Source organism: Pseudomonas sp. Root329 (genome assembly GCF_001424925.1).
Taxonomy (GTDB): domain Bacteria; phylum Pseudomonadota; class Gammaproteobacteria; order Pseudomonadales; family Pseudomonadaceae; genus Aquipseudomonas; species Aquipseudomonas arabinosi.
Genome location: NZ_LMCV01000027.1, coordinates 1 through 15818, shown reverse-complemented (window position 1 = coordinate 15818; position 15818 = coordinate 1). Strand labels below are relative to the sequence as shown.

The window sequence follows — 15818 nt, the reverse complement described above, 5'->3', positions numbered from 1 at the left end:
ACCACATTACGATGGGGGGCATATGTCGAAATTTAACGCATTGACGAGTGGCGGCCAATCAAAGTGGAGCCTTGCTGCGTATAAACACATTCTTGAAACGCGACTTATACGGAAGCCGTCGTTAGCGCTGCAAAGCCTGGCCGTGAAAACGTGGGAAATTGCTCCAGGCGAAATCTCAATTGCTCCGCCCGCTTTTTTCCTTCCCAATCAACTCGAACGTGTGACGGGATGGGCAGGGGAACTTTTTTATCCTTACGAGCATCCCCGTCGCACAATGGAAGGAGTGGGCAGTGTTGAACATGGGTCAACACGAGGCTACCTGCTTAAAGATGTCTGGTTAATTGATGGCACTCTTTACAAAGGTAATGCCAAGTCTTCGTTGTCGCCTAGATCTGGATGGTTACCAAAGATTCGCGTAGAAAACGAAATTGATCGCGGTGCGATGTTTTGCACGGCGGGAGGGAATAAATGGTTTGGCTCGTGGTTAATGGATGATTGTATAACCTATCCAATAGCCTGCGAGGAAGGCGTTCCGGTGACCACGGCAGTGTCTGCCAACCGTGTGTCCACCGTTACGACCTGCATACTTCACGCCCCTGGCTATGAGGACTGGCTTGGTATGACGCCGGTTCGTTTACGCGATGCATTTTTTCGTGAGCTCGTTATCTTTGACGACCTAAGTCAAAATCGACATAAGCACCTGCGTTTTCGGGCGATGGGTGAAAAGTTACTCTCGCACGTAAAAGTTTGCGATCACCCAGGCGTGTTCGTTCTGCGAGGTGGCACGGGAGAATTGCGATTGTTACGCAATGAATTGGAACTTGCCGAGCGTCTTCGTGACCGCAGGGGGTTTCGGATTATCGATCCTGCAACATCCGACGTTCCGACTATCGTAGCGGCCTGTGCCGGTGCAAGAACAGTGGTAGGGATTGAAGGGAGTCATCTAATACACGGCGTTAATGTACTCCAGCCGGGTGGTTCGCTGCTGGTATTGCAGCCCCCTAATCGCTTCCTCTGTTTTTTCAAATATCTAACGGATCGTGATCACCAAAACTTTGGCTTTGTGGTCGGTACGCAAGAGGGCAATGGCTTCAGGATCGATCCCGATGAGGTTGAGCGGACGCTGGATCTATTTCCGGCATAACAGCTTCTTCAGGTTTCTGGATATCTGAATTCATGCCGGGGCAGGAAGCCACCCCGGTATTGTGGGTAATGTCAGCTTAGTAGGCATGCTTACCGGAGAAGGCAAACACCGTTCGTACAAGGATGACGAAATCGAGCCATAGCGACCAGTTGTTGATGTATTCAATGTCCGAGTCAACACGCCGAATCATCTGATCTATGTCCCTCGTTTCACCACGATAGCCACGCACCTGAGCCAGGCCTGTGATGCCCGGTTTAATGTTGTGACGCGCAAAGTAGCCCGAGACGTCGGGCGAGTACTGCACATCGTGTTGAATAGCGTGCGGGCGAGGCCCCACCAGAGACATTTCCCCCATCAAAACGTTGAACAACTGCGGTAGTTCATCGAGGCTGGTTCGCCGAATAAAGGCTCCCACCCTGGTCATGCGCGGGTCATTCTTTTGCGCCTGTTTGACGATGCCGTCTTCCGGCTGATGGACGACCATGCTTCTGAACTTCCAGATCCGAAAAGCTTCTCCACTCCACCCCATGCGCTGCTGACGAAAGAATATGGGGCCGGGGCTATCGAGCTTGATGGCAATGGCGACGGCTACCAGGACTGGCGCTGCAAGAACCAAAATGAGAAAGGCCAGGACTTTGTCCTCAAGGTTCTTCAGAAACAGACGCATCCCCATCAGCGGAGTTTCAGACAAGGTCAGCACGGGAATGCCGGCAATTTCGCGAACACTATGGTTGATCAGGCGCAACGAGAAAATGTCAGGCACCCAGTTAACAGAGATGTGTTTATCGAACAGCCTTAAATAAACATCCTGGATGACCTCTGAGCCACCCAGAGGGGTCACGAAATAGACGGTACGAATGGCATGTTTAACAACTAACTCATCAAGGTCGGAGATATCGCCCAGTATCGACAGACGTTGCGCGCCTTCCAGACTTTCCTTTCCCCGATCATCGTCCGCGCCAATCAACACACAGCCGACTATGCGCTCACCGAGCCAGGGATTATTGCTGATTTTCTTGTGAAGATAGCTGGCCAGTTCGCCCGAGCCAATGATGAGCGAGTTTTCCAATTGAGTCGGGTGGGCCAAAAACTTCTTCTGCATCTCGCGTGTCGCGAGGTGCAAAAGCAACTGGGCAAAATATCCAACAACAAATAACTGCCCAACCAATAAACGTGAGTACTGTTCGCTTTGCTTGGTAAGAAAGGCCATGGCAACGAGAAAGCCAAACGTGGCAGTCCACGCTTTCAAAAGCTTGAAGGCTTTGACGGTAAAAACAACATTGCTGCGGTAAATGGCATAGTGGTCGTACACGACGGCCAACGCCCCCAGCAGCAACAGGAGCAGGATGACATAGGACTGCGTGATGAAGCCGATATGATAATTGATCAAAAACCACGCAACACCGGTCACCGCAACACAATCGAGACCAGCCTGAATAACGATACTGGTACTGCTTCTTCGCTGGAGAACGGAACGGGTACTGTTGGGCTCAAATATCATATTTAGACCTCATGTCTGCTGCCCCTCGCGCTCGATGATGACGCGATTCAGTTCATGCTGCCCTCGTTTGAGAGCGTTGGCGTCACCGTGATTAGCCACCCACCTTCGAAAATTACAGGCTTTGGGAGCATGTGGCGACGCGTGCTATCACTTTAGCAGTACTGTGAAATCATTCACTGAATCTGCGTAGTCCTGAGTAGTTTAGTAGAACCTCAGGGCCTGAAAAAATGAAGCCCATCGAAATACCGACCGGCCTGCAGCGGGGCCGTCCGCGGTGTCTGCAGCAAGGTCGTGCCGGGTCTGCAATCGGGATTGTTCGCAGGGAGTCTGATTGCATTGCGCACTGATTCCATCGTGCTAAAACGAAACGGCGCCCATAATGGGCGCCGTCTTCGTTTGGGTCGATCAGACGCGTTCGAACAACACGGCGATGCCTTGGCCGCCGCCGATGCACATGGTTGCCAGGGCATAACGGCCCTGAACGCGGTGCAGTTCGTGAATCGCCTTGGTGGCGATAATCGCACCGGTCGCGCCCACCGGGTGGCCCAGAGAAATCCCGGAACCGTTCGGGTTGACCTTCTCCGGGTCGAAGCCCAGTTCCTGCGCCACGGCACACGCCTGGGCCGCGAATGCTTCGTTGGACTCGATGACATCCAGGTCGGCAACGGTCAGGCCGGCGCGTTTGAGGACCAGGCGGGTGGCGGGAATCGGTCCCAACCCCATCAGCTCTGGCTCCACACCGGCATGGGCATAACCGACCAGTCGGGCCATCGGTTTGAGACCTTGATCGAGAACCATCTGACCGGTGGCCAAGATCAGAGCTCCGGCACCATCATTGAGGCCCGACGCGTTGCCGGCGGTGACGCTGCCGTCTTTCTTGAAGGCCGGTTTCATCTTGCCCAATTGCTCGGCATTGACCTCGGCGCGGACATGCTCGTCCGTCGCAAACGTCACGGTACCTTTGCGGGACGCCACTTCGATCGGCACGATCTGGTCGGTAAACCGCCCTTCGGCAATCGCCCGGGCCGCCCGTTGCTGGCTGAGCAGCGCCAACTCATCCTGAGCCTGACGAGTGATGCCATAGCGCTCGGCGATGTTTTCCGCAGTAATGCCCATGTGGAAACCGCCAAACGGGTCTTGCAGAGCGCCGAGCACGTAGTCGATGGCTTGCATATCACCCATGCGTGCGCCCCAGCGCGCCTGCGGCAAGATATAGGCCCCGCGGCTCATGGACTCGACGCCACCCGCCAGCGCAGCCCCGGCATCCCCCAACATCAAACTTTGAGCGGCACTGACAATGGCCTGCAAACCAGAACCGCAGAGGCGGTTGACGTTGAAGGCGGGCGTCTCTTTCGGCAAGCCGGCATTCATCGCCACGGCACGAGAGATGTAGGCGTCACGTGCTTCCGTCGGGATCACATGCCCCATCACCACGTGACCGATGTGTTCAGGTGCCAGCCCCGAACGTTCGATGGCGGCACGGCAAACGTCAGTGGCCAGTTGGATAGGTGGTACATCTTTGAGCGAACCGCCAAAGCTGCCGATGGCGGAGCGGACGGCGCTGATAACAAAAATGTCGGATGGGTTCATGTGGGTTCCCCTGGAACAGCCCTGGATTCAAGTGTGCTTTCGCACTGTCATATGGGGGTGAGTCTAGACACAGCAATGATTTTGGCCTATGCCAAAACTGCTCAAGGGGGGTGGCGTTTTTGGCCATTTCAGTTGAAGTCGCTTTTTGATCCTTCTGATCCGGTAAAAAGCGCAGAAAAGGAAATAAAAAAGCCCGGTACACGTCCGGGCTTTGTAATTCAGGTCTTTGTCAGGCGCACGTTTGGTCTTGCTTGTGCCATCCATCTTCAAACTGAAGGTTGAGCTTATGCAGCTCATGATCCAGTTCATTGATCGAGTGAATGGCGGCCATCAGATCCGCCTCGCCAGTCTTGGCTTCCAGGTAAAGTCCGCGCAGGTAGCGATCATTTACAGTCGGAATCTTGTCAGTCTTTTCCCAGATCGCCACCGCTTGGGAGGTCAGTCCGACAATGCTGGCCAGCCTTTCTTGAGACAAACCCAGCTCTTTACGCAGGAACCGAAACTCTGCACCGGTCAGAGTTGCCGGTTTTTGCGCAATCGTCTTGCCGATAAAGTCGTGAAGGCCCTCGACATCCGTGATAGCAACTGACTCGCCATAGGCAGTCTCTTTCACCCTGTAGCCGTTGCTAAGCCAGACGTTCGGTAGCCCGCTCTCAACGTAGTGGTACATCAAATTATCTCTCCCTTTGCATCGTGGTCACTATGACGAGATATCTCCCGTCTTCGTCGACATCGATTGCGCCCAGTTACCTATAATTTTTATAGGTTTTGCAGGCTAAAGCTCAAGCGCCGATTGTCAAAGCAGGGAAATAAAATGAGACATGTAGCGGAGCCGCGACGGGCAGATTCAGTTCATGCGACAGGCCGGTCCGACTTCATTCATCCAATTGCCGCGCCGGAAAGAACAGCTCAAAGCAGGTGATGCCCTCGCTGCTGCTAACGCTGTAAGCCCCATTGTGCAGCTGCATGATCGTCGCCACGATCGACAGGCCCAGTCCGTTGGAGTGGGCCGAGCGTTCGCGGGATTCGTCGACGCGGTAGAAGCGCTCGAACAGTCTGGGCAAGTGTTCGGCGGGGATGGTCTGGCCGTGGTTGCGCACGTGCAGGCGGATGCCGTCGGCCGCGGGTGTGGCGCGGATGAACAGCTCGGAGTCAGGCGCGCCGTATTTGATCGCGTTGGCGCAAAGGTTGGCCAGGGCGCGGCGTAGCAACATCGGTTCGGCCCAGATCATTCCGCTGCCCTGGGCATCGATGCTGATCCCGACATCCGCCGCCAGCCCTTCGAAATAGTCGGCCATGCGTTCCATTTCATCGGCTGCATCCAGTTCCTGCCGTTGGCGCAAAGCACTGGCCGGGTCGGTGCGGGCCAGAAACAGCATGTTGTCGAGCATCCGCGCCAGTCGCTCCAGCTCTTCGACGTTGGAGGCGAGCAGTTGCTGATAGGCCTCAATGCTGCGGTTTTGCTGCAGGGCGACCTGGGTTTCGCCGAGCAGGTTGTTGATCGGCGTGCGCAGTTCATGGGCCATGTCGGTCGACACCTGACCCAGTTGCACGAAGCCCTTGCCGAGACGGTCGAGCATCGCATTGAACGCTTCGATCATCGGCAGCAGTTCCCGCGGTGCGCCCTGGCTGTCGAGGCGCTCGGCGAGGTTGCCGACGCCGATGCCTTGGGCGTGTCGGGCCAGGCGTCGCACGGGCAAGAGCCCGCGATGCACCAGCAGATAGCCGGACAGCGCCAGCAGAATCGCCGCCACGCTGGCGAAGAGGTACACGTTGAGTCGGTAGCGGGCGAGGACCGCGGTGCGCTCGGTCATCAGGCGCCCGGTGAACACTTGCAGGCTGCCCAGATCGCCGGAGTCGATGGTCGCCGCCAGCGCTGCGAAGGGCACGCCGTCCACACTCGGGTAATGCTGCACGTCGGCCAGCGCCAACGGATGGTCCATGGCCACCGGCGCCAGTGACGGCACGGCGAGGTTTCCCGGGTTGACCACCAGCAACGGTTTTTGTCCGGGGGCGCCGATGGTCAGCAGTGCCTCGCGATTGCCGAGCATGTTCTGGAACAGCGCCGGTTTGGTCTTGATCAGGTCCAGCGTGTTGCTGTCGTTGAGGAAGGTGCGCAATTGATCGATGCGGTTCACCAGGGCGGCGTCGTCGCGACGAATCAGCTCGCGTTCCAGATCCCGGGACAACGCCACACCCAGGAGGGTCAGCGAGACAAAGGCGAGCAAGGCAAACACCAGGGCCAGGCGCAGCGTCAACGAGTGGCGAAGGCGTGAGGTCATGGTTGAGTATCGAAGCGGTAGCCGATACCGCGCACGCTGTGAATCAACTTGAGTTGGAACGGGTCGTCGATTTTCAGCCGCAGGCGCCGCACCGCGACATCCACGACGTTGGTGTCACTGTCGAAATTCATGTCCCAGACTCGCGAAGCGATCATCGAGCGCGACAGAACCTGGCCTTGGTGCGCGGCGAACAGATGCAGCAGGGCGAACTCCTTGTTGGTCAGGGTGATCCGCACGCCGGCACGGGTGATGCGGCGTTTGAGCACGTCGATTTGCAGGTCGGCGACTTGCAACTGTTCTTCTTCCCGGGTGGGACCGCGCCGGGTCAGGGTGCGCAGGCGCGCCACCAGTTCGGCGAAGGAAAACGGTTTGATCAGGTAATCGTCGGCGCCCAGTTCCAGGCCCTTGATGCGGTCGGCGATGTCATCGCGGGCCGTGAGAAACAGCACCGGGGTATCGGCTTCCTTGCGCAAGCGGCGCAGGACTTCCCAGCCATCCATTTTCGGCATCATGACGTCCAGCACAATGACGTCGAAATCGTTCTCCAGCGCCAGGTGCAAGCCATCGGCGCCATCGCGGGCCAGGCTGACGGAGTAGCCGAGTTCCTGCAGGCCGTTGAGCAGGTAATTGCCTGCTTTGGGTTCGTCTTCGACTACGAGGATGTTCATGGGGTCTGCCTGGTTCGGTGTCGGCAACATACAGGTCGCGGCGGCGGGCTACAGAGGTCAGCCAGTGGCGCCAGTGTAGCCCGATCCTCCGTGAGTACAGGCGTCTGATCAATTGTCACCAATGCAACCCATGCCCTGGACCTGGTAATCCAGCACGTGCTTGCGACCCTGATGGTCGAGGTAAATCAGCTGCTCGGGGACGATGCCGCATTCTTGCGAGATGATATTGCTGGACAGGTCTTTGGCGATGTCCAGATGGACGAAGAAACCGGTCTTGTCGTGGATGACAGGTTCGGTGGTCTGGGTAGCGGCAAACGCCGAACCGGTGGCGAGGAGAGCAGCAACACCGAGGATTAACATTTTCATGATGATTCCCTCTATTCAGGGGCGGGTTGGCTGCCGATGGGTTGCCTGGCAGTGAACTCAGGTTAACCAGGCGATCCGCACAGCCGACCCACAGTTGAATGACAATTTTGTAATGAAACGGCGTCGACGTTACGGTTGGCGACCAGCGGCTTCGAGGATCAGGTCAGCGATTTCTTTGGAGTGGGAGACCAAAGACAGGTGACTCGACGGCAGCTCGATGGTGGTCGCGTTCATGCGTTTGGCGAGGAAGCGTTCCAGGTCCGGGTTGATGGTTTGATCGAGGCTGGAGACCGCGTACCACGACGGCTTGGTGTGCCAGGCCGCGGCGGTGGTGCGGTCGGTGAACAGGGTTTTGGCGATCGGTTGCTGGACGGCAAACAGTTGCATCGCCTTGTCGTGGGGCACGTCGCTGGCGAAGTATTTGAGGAAGGCGTCTTGCTTCAGGCTGATGAAACCATCGTGCTCCTCGGTGCCGGCGCGCACGGGCATGGTCGGGTACTTGGCCGACAGCGCGACGAAGTCCTCGCCGGCGTCCGGTGCCCGGGCTGCGACGTAAACCAGCGAGCTGACGTTTGGATTGATCCCGGCTTCACTGACCACGGTGCCGGCGTAGGAGTGGCCGACCAGTACGGTCGGACCGTCTTGCTGATCGAGCACGCGTTGCGTGGCGGCAACGTCGTCGGCGACCGAGGTCAACGGGTTTTGCACCGCCGTGACGTGCAAGCCGGCGGCCTGCAACCGGGTGATCACGTCCGACCAGCTCGAGCCATCGGCCCAGGAACCGTGCACCAGCACCACGTTGTTGGCCTTGATCGGCGCGATGTTGCTGGCCATGGCGGAACCGGTGCCCAGCATCAAAAGGCTGGTGGCGATCAGGCAGAATTTACTCATTGCTTTCATGGTGTCGACCCTTGTCATCAGTGGGAGGTGTGTCACCCGCGGTAGGTGACTGACGACGCCACTGTATGAAGCGAGGGTGCTGGCGACGCTGACAACTCAATGACAAGTTTGTAATGCACGGCGCGCCCGTCTTTATGCGTGCCTGCCGTATGTCGGGAGCGAGGAACGCCACCCATGAAAAAACTTCAAACCGAAGAGTGTCTTTGGGAGTTTGAGCATGAGTGATGATCAAAAGAGCGAAGCCTTGGCGGCCTGGTATCAGCTCCTGAAAGTGCCCGAAATCCGGATGGATGCCGAAGAGCAATATGACGCGTTGCTCAAGGCTGCCGATGAGATGGAGCGCACCGGCCTCATCAACAGCGCTGAATGGCGCAGGCTGGTCCAAGAGGCGAGCGCCGCTTTTGCCAATGCGACAGAAGGGTTAGGGCGCGGAACGTAGTGTTCAAACCCTGGTGGTCAAACTTCGCCTGCTGGCTGTTCGGCCTGTTGGGTGAACCACTGCATGATCAGCGAACAGGCTGGATGAGCGGCGGCGGAAGGTTGCAGGTTCAAGGCGTAAATGCCACGGGTCTTCAAGGGGTTGCCGAACGGAACGACGAGCACGCCTCGTTCGAGTGATTCGCCTGCCAGGGTCAGGTCAGTCATCGCGACCCCCAGCCCTCGCGCCGCCGCATCGAGCGCCAACTCGTCGAGGTTGAAGGGGATGTGGCGGTAGTCCTCGAGTGACTGGCCGCCATTGGCGTGCAGCCACCGGAACCAGTCATGTTTGTCTGCCGAGCGATGCAACAGCGGGAAACGCACGAGATCGGCCACCGACTCCAACGGCTGGGAGATGCTGCCCAGACCCGGAGCGCACACCGGCACCAGCGCCTCCTCGAACAACGTCAGGCAGTCAGGATCGCGGGACGGCTCTGGCAGATAGAGGATGTAGGCGTCGCTGTCGATGGCCGGTTCCACCACTTCTGTGGCCACGGTTTCGATCGACAGCGAAACCTGCGGATGACTTCGATAGAACTCGCTCAACTTTGGCAGCAACCATCGCACCGCCAGCGACACATGCATGCGTATGCGGAAGGGTCGTTTCTGCGGTGTCAGTCGATCTTCAAGGGTTTTCAGTTGCGCCAGGATACTTCGAGCGGTCGCAAGCACCTGTTCGCCTTCCGGTGTCAGTCGAACGCTGCGGCTATTCCTCACGAACATCGGCAAGTCGAAGTGGCTCTCCAACTGCTGGATTTTTCGGCTCACTGCGCTTTGGGTCAGACACAGCTTTTGCGCCGCGTGCGTGAAGCTGCCCGAGCCTGCGACCTCGACCAGCGCCTGCAAGGCCTGGAGAGAAGGAACGTGGTGAATTTTATCCATGCGTTTTTTGAATGGCTCGATGATTTTATAACGTTGGTTGTATCACTACAGGCCTTATAGATTCTAGCTCTAGCCAGCGCCAGCCGGAAATACTCATGCGATGACGTCATGTGCGGTGCTTGCAGAACGACAGGCAGACGAGGTGATGCATGACCAATGTATGTGGCTGGATTGCGCAGGCGGGGAGTTCACCCGCTCGCGATGCTCTCAAAGGCACACAAAAAGCCGATTGGCTGATTGTCGGTGCCGGTATCACCGGGCTGTGCGCCGCTCACACACTCGCTGAAATGCACCCTCAGGCGCGGATCGTGATTGTCGACAGACAACGGGCCGCGCAGGGCGCCTCGGCGCGCAATTCGGGCTTCGTGGTGGGGCACGAACATCCGGCCAAAGATGAGCTGATCGGTAACCCGGGGTTCGCGGGTTTTGAAGTCGATACCTCGATTTCCCGTGCCGCCAGTGACGAGGTGCGCCGGCGCATTGCGCGTCTCGATATCGAATGTGAATTCAGGGAGTCGGGCTACTACTTCGCCGTCAACGATCCCGGCAAGTTGACCGATGTCGCGGCCAAACTGGCAACGCTACGCGCTGTCGGCGCCTCTGCGCATTTTCTGGAAGGTGAACCGCTGAGCAAACAACTGGGCACCGCGCATTACCAGGCCGCGATCTGGTGCGGCAATGGCAACGCACTGCTGCAACCGGCGAAATACGTGAAGGGCCTGCTGGATACGCTGCCGGCCAACGTGACCCTGTTTGAGAACACCGATATCACCGGTCTGGAGCGTTTGGGCAAAGGGCGTATTCGCGCCAATGGCGCCGAGGGAAGCATCGAGGCCAGGCAAGTCCTGGTGTGCCTGAACGCGTTCATCCCACGCTCCGGAATAGAAGACAGCGGGACGTTCCCGATGGAACTCAGCGCCAGCCTGACACGGCCGCTCAGCGACGCCGAGTTCAAGTCCATCGGCGCGGTTGAGCCTTGGGGCGTGCTGTCCACCCGGCCCTTGGGCGCCACGGTGCGACTGACTCCGGACCGCCGCGTGATGATCCGCAACACCGCGGAATACCGTTCTCGGGATTTATCCGACAGTGAGCTGCTGCATCGGCGCAAACACCATGTGCTCGGCTTGCAACGACGCTTCCCGTTCTTGATCGAGCAGGACATTCAATACACCTGGACCGGACACTTGAGCGCTTCACGCACCGGGCAACCGTATTTCGCCAAGGTCGACGAAGGTGTGTTTGCGGTGGCCGGCTGCAATGGTTCGGGCGTCGCACGCGGCACCCTTTGGGGACGCTTGCTCGCCGAACTGGCTTCGGGTGACAGCTCGCCCATCCTCGAATCAGTGATGCGCAGAGCCGCGCCGGGCTGGCTGCCGCCGCGCCCCTTGCTCGATATCGGTGCCATGCTTCGAATGCGCGTGGAGGCGGTCAGGGCAAAAACAGAAATCTAGAAAACCCGGCGATCAAAAAAGAACAAAAACTCATCAAACACTCGGTGATTGAACATGCGCGTCAATAACATTTCCCTGATGGTCGTGCTGGCGACGTTGTCGGCAGCCACTTACGCCGACGAAGTCGTCAATATTTCAAACTGGAACGGCTACATCGCCGACGACACCTTGACCACGTTCACCAAAGAAACGGGGATCAAGGCAACGTACGATATTCACGACAGCAACGAAGTGCTCGAATCCAAACTGATGACCGGCAACACCGGCTATGACGTGGTGAGCCCTTCAAACCATTTTCTGTCCCGATTGATCAAAGCCGGGGCGGTACAGAAACTCGATAAAAGCCAGTTGCCCAACTGGAAAAACTTGGATCCGGCGTTGATGAAAAAACTCGAGGTCAATGATCCGGGCAACCAATACGGTTATCCGTACATGTGGGGTACGGCGGGTATTGGCTACAACGTCGAGAAGATCAAGGCGATTTTTGGCAACACCGATGTCACCCATTCCTGGAAGCTGTTTTTTGATGAAGACAACATCAAGAAGCTGAGTCAGTGTGGCGTGGCGATTATCGATAACCCTACGCAGATCCTGCCGATCACCCTGAATTACCTGGGGCTGCCGCCCCATAGCCACGAGCCGGCGGACTACAAGAAAGCCGAGCAGGCGCTGCTCAAAATCAGACCTTACGTCCAGTATTTCCACGCCTCCAAATACATCAGCGACCTGGCGAACGGCAATGTCTGCGCAGTGATCGGTTTCAATGGCGACATCGTGCAAGCGGCCGCCAGCGCCAAGGAAGCCAACAACGGCATCGACATCGCCTATTCGATCCCTGACGAAGGTTCCACCCTGTGGTTCGATATGGTGGTCATGCCCAAGAGTGCGCCGCACGAGAAGAATGGCTACGCCTACATGAACTACCTGCTGACACCTCAGGTCATTGCCAACATCAGCAACAGCATCCATTACGCCAACCCCAACCTTGCGGCGGATCAGTATGTTGTTCCGGCGGTGAAGCAGGACCTGGCGATTTACCCGCCGACACGTGTGTTGGACAAGTTGTTTACCGTCGAGGAACTTCCCGCGGCCATTGCACGGCTGACGACCCGCCTGTGGACCAAGTTGAAAACCAACACATAACTTCGGGCACTCAGGCAATCGGCGATAATTCGCGGAAAGTGTCCAGGTCTTATTCCAAGAGATTCTTTGTTGTATGTCATGGCCCTAACCATGGCCTACGCTTATCCCGAGATGGATATTCATTGATCAGGGTTTGCTCCCTGATCAACGTTCAACGGGTGCCCATAAAAACAAAAGTCTCGGGAGACAACTTATGTCCGCTTTGTTCCGTCGATTCAGCCGCTGCATCGCAACGGCCGTTACCGCTGCTGCACTCGTGACACCGGCTTTTGCGCTGGACACCGTCAAGTTCATGGCCCCGGGTTCTGTGGGTGGCGGTTATGACCAGACCGCCAGGGTCCTGGGCAAAGCTTTGATCGAGGCCAACACGGCCAAATCCACCACCTTCGAGAACAAGGGCGGAGCAGGGGGGACATTGGGGCTGGCGCAGTTCGCCAACAGCACCAAGGGCGATCCGAATGCGCTGCTGGTTGTCGGTGCGATCATGGTCACTGCCATTGAACAGAACAAGCCACAAATCACCTTGAAGGACGTAACACCGATTGCCCGGCTGTTTACCGAATACAACGTGATTGCCGTCCGCAAAGAATCCGAGTTCAAAACCCTGGAGGACTTGCTGAAAGTCTTCAAAGACAAGCCGACCAGTATCTCCTGGGGCGGTGGCTCCAAGGGGTCGATCGATCACATCGGCATTGCCGAATTGGCCGCGAAAATGGGTGTGCCGGTCAACAAGGTGAATTACGTCGCCTTCGCGGGTGGGGGTGAAGTCGTTGCCCAGGCATTGGGCGGGCAGATCAAGGTGATCACCGGTGGTTATGCCGAGCTTGGCCAATACATCAGGAACGGCCAGTTCCGTGTACTCGCCATCGGCGCGCCAGAACGCATTGAAGGCATCGATGCACCGACCCTGAAAGAGAAAGGCTACGACGTGACCATCGGCAATTGGCGTGGTGTTTACGGTGCCGCGAACCTCACGCCCGAGCAGCGCAAAGAAGTGATCGACGCCGTCGTGGCCGCCACCAACAGCAAAGTCTGGAAAGAAAATATCGACACCAACAAATGGTCACCCAACGTCCTGACCGGCGATGAGTTCGGCAAATTCGTCGACGAAGAGCATGTGCGGCTGCGTGCAATGCTGGTCGAGGTCGGGCTGGTTTCGAAATGACCCAGCCTCGCGCAATCGTGCCGGTGCAACTGGCGATTGGCGTCGGAGTGATTGCCATCAGCGCCGTGTTGGCGGTGGGCGCATTCCGGTTTCCTCCCGAGATGGGCTTCGTCATCCTGGGAGCCCACGTCTATCCGTACGCCGTCTCGGTGTTCCTGGGCGTCGTCGGTCTGTTGCTGTGCTATCAGGCCGTCACCGGCGGTTTCCGCGAGCTGGCAGACCACAGCGACGAAGCTGCCCAAGCGCTGCCCGGCGGCAAATCCGGCGCAGCCTGGGTGACGGCGGGGCTTGTGGGGGTGGCCGTGCTGATTAACCTCATCGGGTTCGTATTGGCCGCCGGGCTGCTGTTTGCCTGTTCGGCGCGGGGGTTTGGCAGTCGGCGTCCGGTGCGCGATCTCGCCATCGGCATTGCCTTGACCCTGCCGATTTACTGGCTGTTCAACGCCGGGCTAGGGGTTTCCCTGCCGCCCCTTGTCAACGCCTGGATCTGACCCGGGCCGAAGGAGGTAAACAAGGTGGAAACTCTCGCGAACCTGGCCATTGGTTTTTCCGCTGCGCTGACACCGATCAATTTGATGTGGGGCTTTATCGGCTGTTTGCTCGGCACCGCCATTGGGGTCTTGCCGGGTATTGGACCGGCGCTGACCGTTGCACTGCTGCTGCCGATCACCGCCAAGGTTGATCCTACGGGCGCCTTGATCATGTTCGCCGGTATCTATTACGGCGCGCAGTTTGGCGGCTCGACCACCTCCATCCTGCTCAATACGCCCGGTGAGTCGTCCTCCATGGTCACGGCGCTGGAAGGCAATCTCATGGCGCGCAACGGCCGGGCAGGACCGGCCCTGGCAACGGCCGCGATAGGCTCATTTGTTGCCGGCACCATCGCGACGGTGTTGCTGACGTTGTTTGCCCCTGTTGTTGCCACGCTGGCGCTCAAGTTTGGTCCTGCGGAGTATTTCGCGATTCTGGTGCTGTCCTTCACGACGGTGTCTGCGGTACTCGGCGCTTCAATGCTGCGCGGTTTTGCCTCGCTCGGGATTGGGCTGACCATCGGCTTGATCGGCCTGGACTCGACCTCGGGCATTGCCCGCTACACCTTGGCGGTGCCGGAGTTGGTGGATGGCATCGAAGTCGTGCTCGTGGCGGTCGGTTTGTTTGCCGTGGGTGAAGCCTTGTACAGCCTGCTTTATCAAAAAGAAGAAGCGTCCGGTCGGCACCGCTTGACCTCGTTGTGGATGACGCGCGCTGACTGGAAACGCTCGGTACCCGCCTGGCTACGGGGCACGTTGATCGGCTTTCCATTCGGCTCGATTCCGGCCGGTGGCGCTGAAATTCCGACGTTCCTGTCCTATTCGGCGGAACGCAAACTGAGCAAGTACCCGAAAGAGTTTGCAGGCAGCAAGGGCGAGGGGGCGATCGAAGGGGTTGCCGGTCCCGAGGCGGCCAACAACGCGAGCGCGACGGGTTCTTTGGTGCCACTGCTGACGCTCGGCATCCCGACGTCCGCCACGGCGGCGATTCTGTTGGCCGCGTTCCAGAACTACAACCTGCAACCGGGGCCGATGCTCTTTCAGACTTCTGGGGAATTGGTCTGGACCCTGGTGGCCTCGCTGTATGTCGGCAACGTGATTCTGCTGGTATTGAATCTCCCGTTGGTGGGGCTGTGGGTCAAGCTCCTGCAGATTCCCCGGCCGTACCTGAACGCCGGCATTCTGGTGTTTGCCACCATCGGCGTGTACGGCATGCGCCATTCTTCCTTCGACCTGTTGCTGATGTTGGCGATCGGTTGGGGCGGGGTGCTGATGCGTCGTTTCGATTTTCCCGTCGCGCCGGTGATCGTCGGCATGCTGCTGGGGCCGATGGCTGAAAAGCAGCTGCGCAATGCGTTGTCCATCAGCGAGGGAGACTGGCTGGTGTTTGTCACGCAACCGATATCGGCCGCGTTCCTCGCGCTGACGCTGCTGGTGCTGGTGGTTCCGCATCTGCTTCACGCTCGCGGTATCAAGTTGCATGAAGACGATTGAACGGTGTGCATATCCGATTCTGCGGTCATGGCGGCTATTGGTTTCGCTTTTACAGCGAGTCACTTTGGAAAAGAACCCCAAAGTAACCAAAGGGTTCTTGCCCCTTTCGTTCGGTGCCTCGCTTAGGCTCGGCATGCCCTCGCTCCGGTCCTGCTCCGTGGGCCCGCCGCCATCGGCCATCCATGGCCGGGGGCGGCTAACCCGGCATCCATGCCGGGTTGCCCA

Annotated in this window: 15 protein-coding genes; 7 read left to right on the top strand and 8 right to left on the bottom strand. The window is 58.1% G+C overall.

Annotation, left to right across the window (positions count from 1 at the left end):
• The first annotated feature begins 22 nt into the window (after window positions 1–22).
• Window positions 23–1144 (top strand): glycosyltransferase 61 family protein, encoded by a 1122-nt coding sequence (locus ASC74_RS20260; protein WP_056743476.1) that lies wholly within the window; start codon window positions 23–25, stop codon window positions 1142–1144.
• 76 nt (window positions 1145–1220) lie between these two features.
• Here ASC74_RS20260 and ASC74_RS20255 read toward each other — a convergent pair whose 3' ends face one another.
• The 7 genes from ASC74_RS20255 to ASC74_RS20225 all read right to left on the bottom strand — a co-directional run bounded on the left by ASC74_RS20255 (window position 1221) and on the right by ASC74_RS20225 (window position 8451).
• Window positions 1221–2645 carry an undecaprenyl-phosphate glucose phosphotransferase gene (locus tag ASC74_RS20255; protein WP_056743474.1) on the bottom strand — a complete coding sequence of 475 codons (1425 nt, stop codon included), beginning with the start codon at window positions 2643–2645 and terminating at the stop codon, window positions 1221–1223.
• A gap of 405 nt (window positions 2646–3050) precedes the next feature.
• On the bottom strand, window positions 3051–4235 hold the full coding sequence (locus ASC74_RS20250) for an acetyl-CoA C-acyltransferase family protein (protein ID WP_056743472.1): 1185 nt from the start codon (window positions 4233–4235) through the stop codon (window positions 3051–3053).
• 229 nt (window positions 4236–4464) lie between these two features.
• Window positions 4465–4905, bottom strand: coding sequence for a helix-turn-helix domain-containing protein (locus ASC74_RS20245; protein WP_056743470.1), 441 nt, complete (start codon window positions 4903–4905; stop codon window positions 4465–4467).
• Between the two features lie 205 nt (window positions 4906–5110).
• Window positions 5111–6517, bottom strand: a complete 1407-nt coding sequence (locus ASC74_RS20240) for a heavy metal sensor histidine kinase (RefSeq protein WP_056743468.1) — start codon at window positions 6515–6517, stop codon at window positions 5111–5113.
• Window positions 6514–7185, bottom strand: coding sequence for a heavy metal response regulator transcription factor (locus ASC74_RS20235; protein WP_056743466.1), 672 nt, complete (start codon window positions 7183–7185; stop codon window positions 6514–6516). Before ASC74_RS20235 ends, ASC74_RS20240 begins: the two co-directional genes overlap by 4 nt.
• A gap of 108 nt (window positions 7186–7293) precedes the next feature.
• Window positions 7294–7551 (bottom strand): DUF2790 domain-containing protein, encoded by a 258-nt coding sequence (locus tag ASC74_RS20230; RefSeq protein ID WP_056743465.1) that lies wholly within the window; start codon window positions 7549–7551, stop codon window positions 7294–7296.
• 129 nt (window positions 7552–7680) lie between these two features.
• Window positions 7681–8451 (bottom strand): alpha/beta hydrolase, encoded by a 771-nt coding sequence (locus tag ASC74_RS20225; protein ID WP_056743463.1) that lies wholly within the window; start codon window positions 8449–8451, stop codon window positions 7681–7683.
• Between the two features lie 217 nt (window positions 8452–8668).
• Between ASC74_RS20225 and ASC74_RS20220 the strand changes: the two genes are divergently transcribed.
• A complete protein-coding gene (locus ASC74_RS20220; protein ID WP_056743460.1) occupies window positions 8669–8890 on the top strand; it encodes a hypothetical protein in 222 nt (73 codons plus the stop codon).
• A gap of 17 nt (window positions 8891–8907) precedes the next feature.
• On the opposite strand, the gene ASC74_RS20215 is transcribed toward ASC74_RS20220, so the two are convergent.
• Window positions 8908–9810, bottom strand: a complete 903-nt coding sequence (locus tag ASC74_RS20215; protein ID WP_056743459.1) for a LysR substrate-binding domain-containing protein — start codon at window positions 9808–9810, stop codon at window positions 8908–8910.
• A gap of 149 nt (window positions 9811–9959) precedes the next feature.
• Here ASC74_RS20215 and ASC74_RS20210 point away from each other — a divergent pair, with 149 nt between their 5' ends.
• The 5 genes from ASC74_RS20210 to ASC74_RS20190 all read left to right on the top strand — a co-directional run bounded on the left by ASC74_RS20210 (window position 9960) and on the right by ASC74_RS20190 (window position 15593).
• A complete protein-coding gene (locus ASC74_RS20210) occupies window positions 9960–11261 on the top strand; it encodes an NAD(P)/FAD-dependent oxidoreductase (protein ID WP_056743457.1) in 1302 nt (433 codons plus the stop codon).
• 54 nt (window positions 11262–11315) lie between these two features.
• The gene (locus tag ASC74_RS20205) at window positions 11316–12404 is read left to right on the top strand and encodes a polyamine ABC transporter substrate-binding protein (RefSeq protein WP_056743454.1); all 1089 of its coding nucleotides are present in this window, start codon (window positions 11316–11318) and stop codon (window positions 12402–12404) included.
• A 193-nt stretch (window positions 12405–12597) separates the two neighbouring features.
• The gene (locus ASC74_RS20200; RefSeq protein ID WP_056743452.1) at window positions 12598–13569 is read left to right on the top strand and encodes a tripartite tricarboxylate transporter substrate binding protein; all 972 of its coding nucleotides are present in this window, start codon (window positions 12598–12600) and stop codon (window positions 13567–13569) included.
• Window positions 13566–14060: a tripartite tricarboxylate transporter TctB family protein gene (locus ASC74_RS20195; protein WP_056743450.1), complete on the top strand. Its 495-nt coding sequence runs from the start codon at window positions 13566–13568 to the stop codon at window positions 14058–14060. Before ASC74_RS20200 ends, ASC74_RS20195 begins: the two co-directional genes overlap by 4 nt.
• A gap of 24 nt (window positions 14061–14084) precedes the next feature.
• Complete coding sequence (locus ASC74_RS20190) at window positions 14085–15593, top strand: tripartite tricarboxylate transporter permease (RefSeq protein ID WP_056743448.1); 1509 nt, start codon at window positions 14085–14087, stop codon at window positions 15591–15593.
• Window positions 15594–15818: the final 225 nt, after the last annotated feature.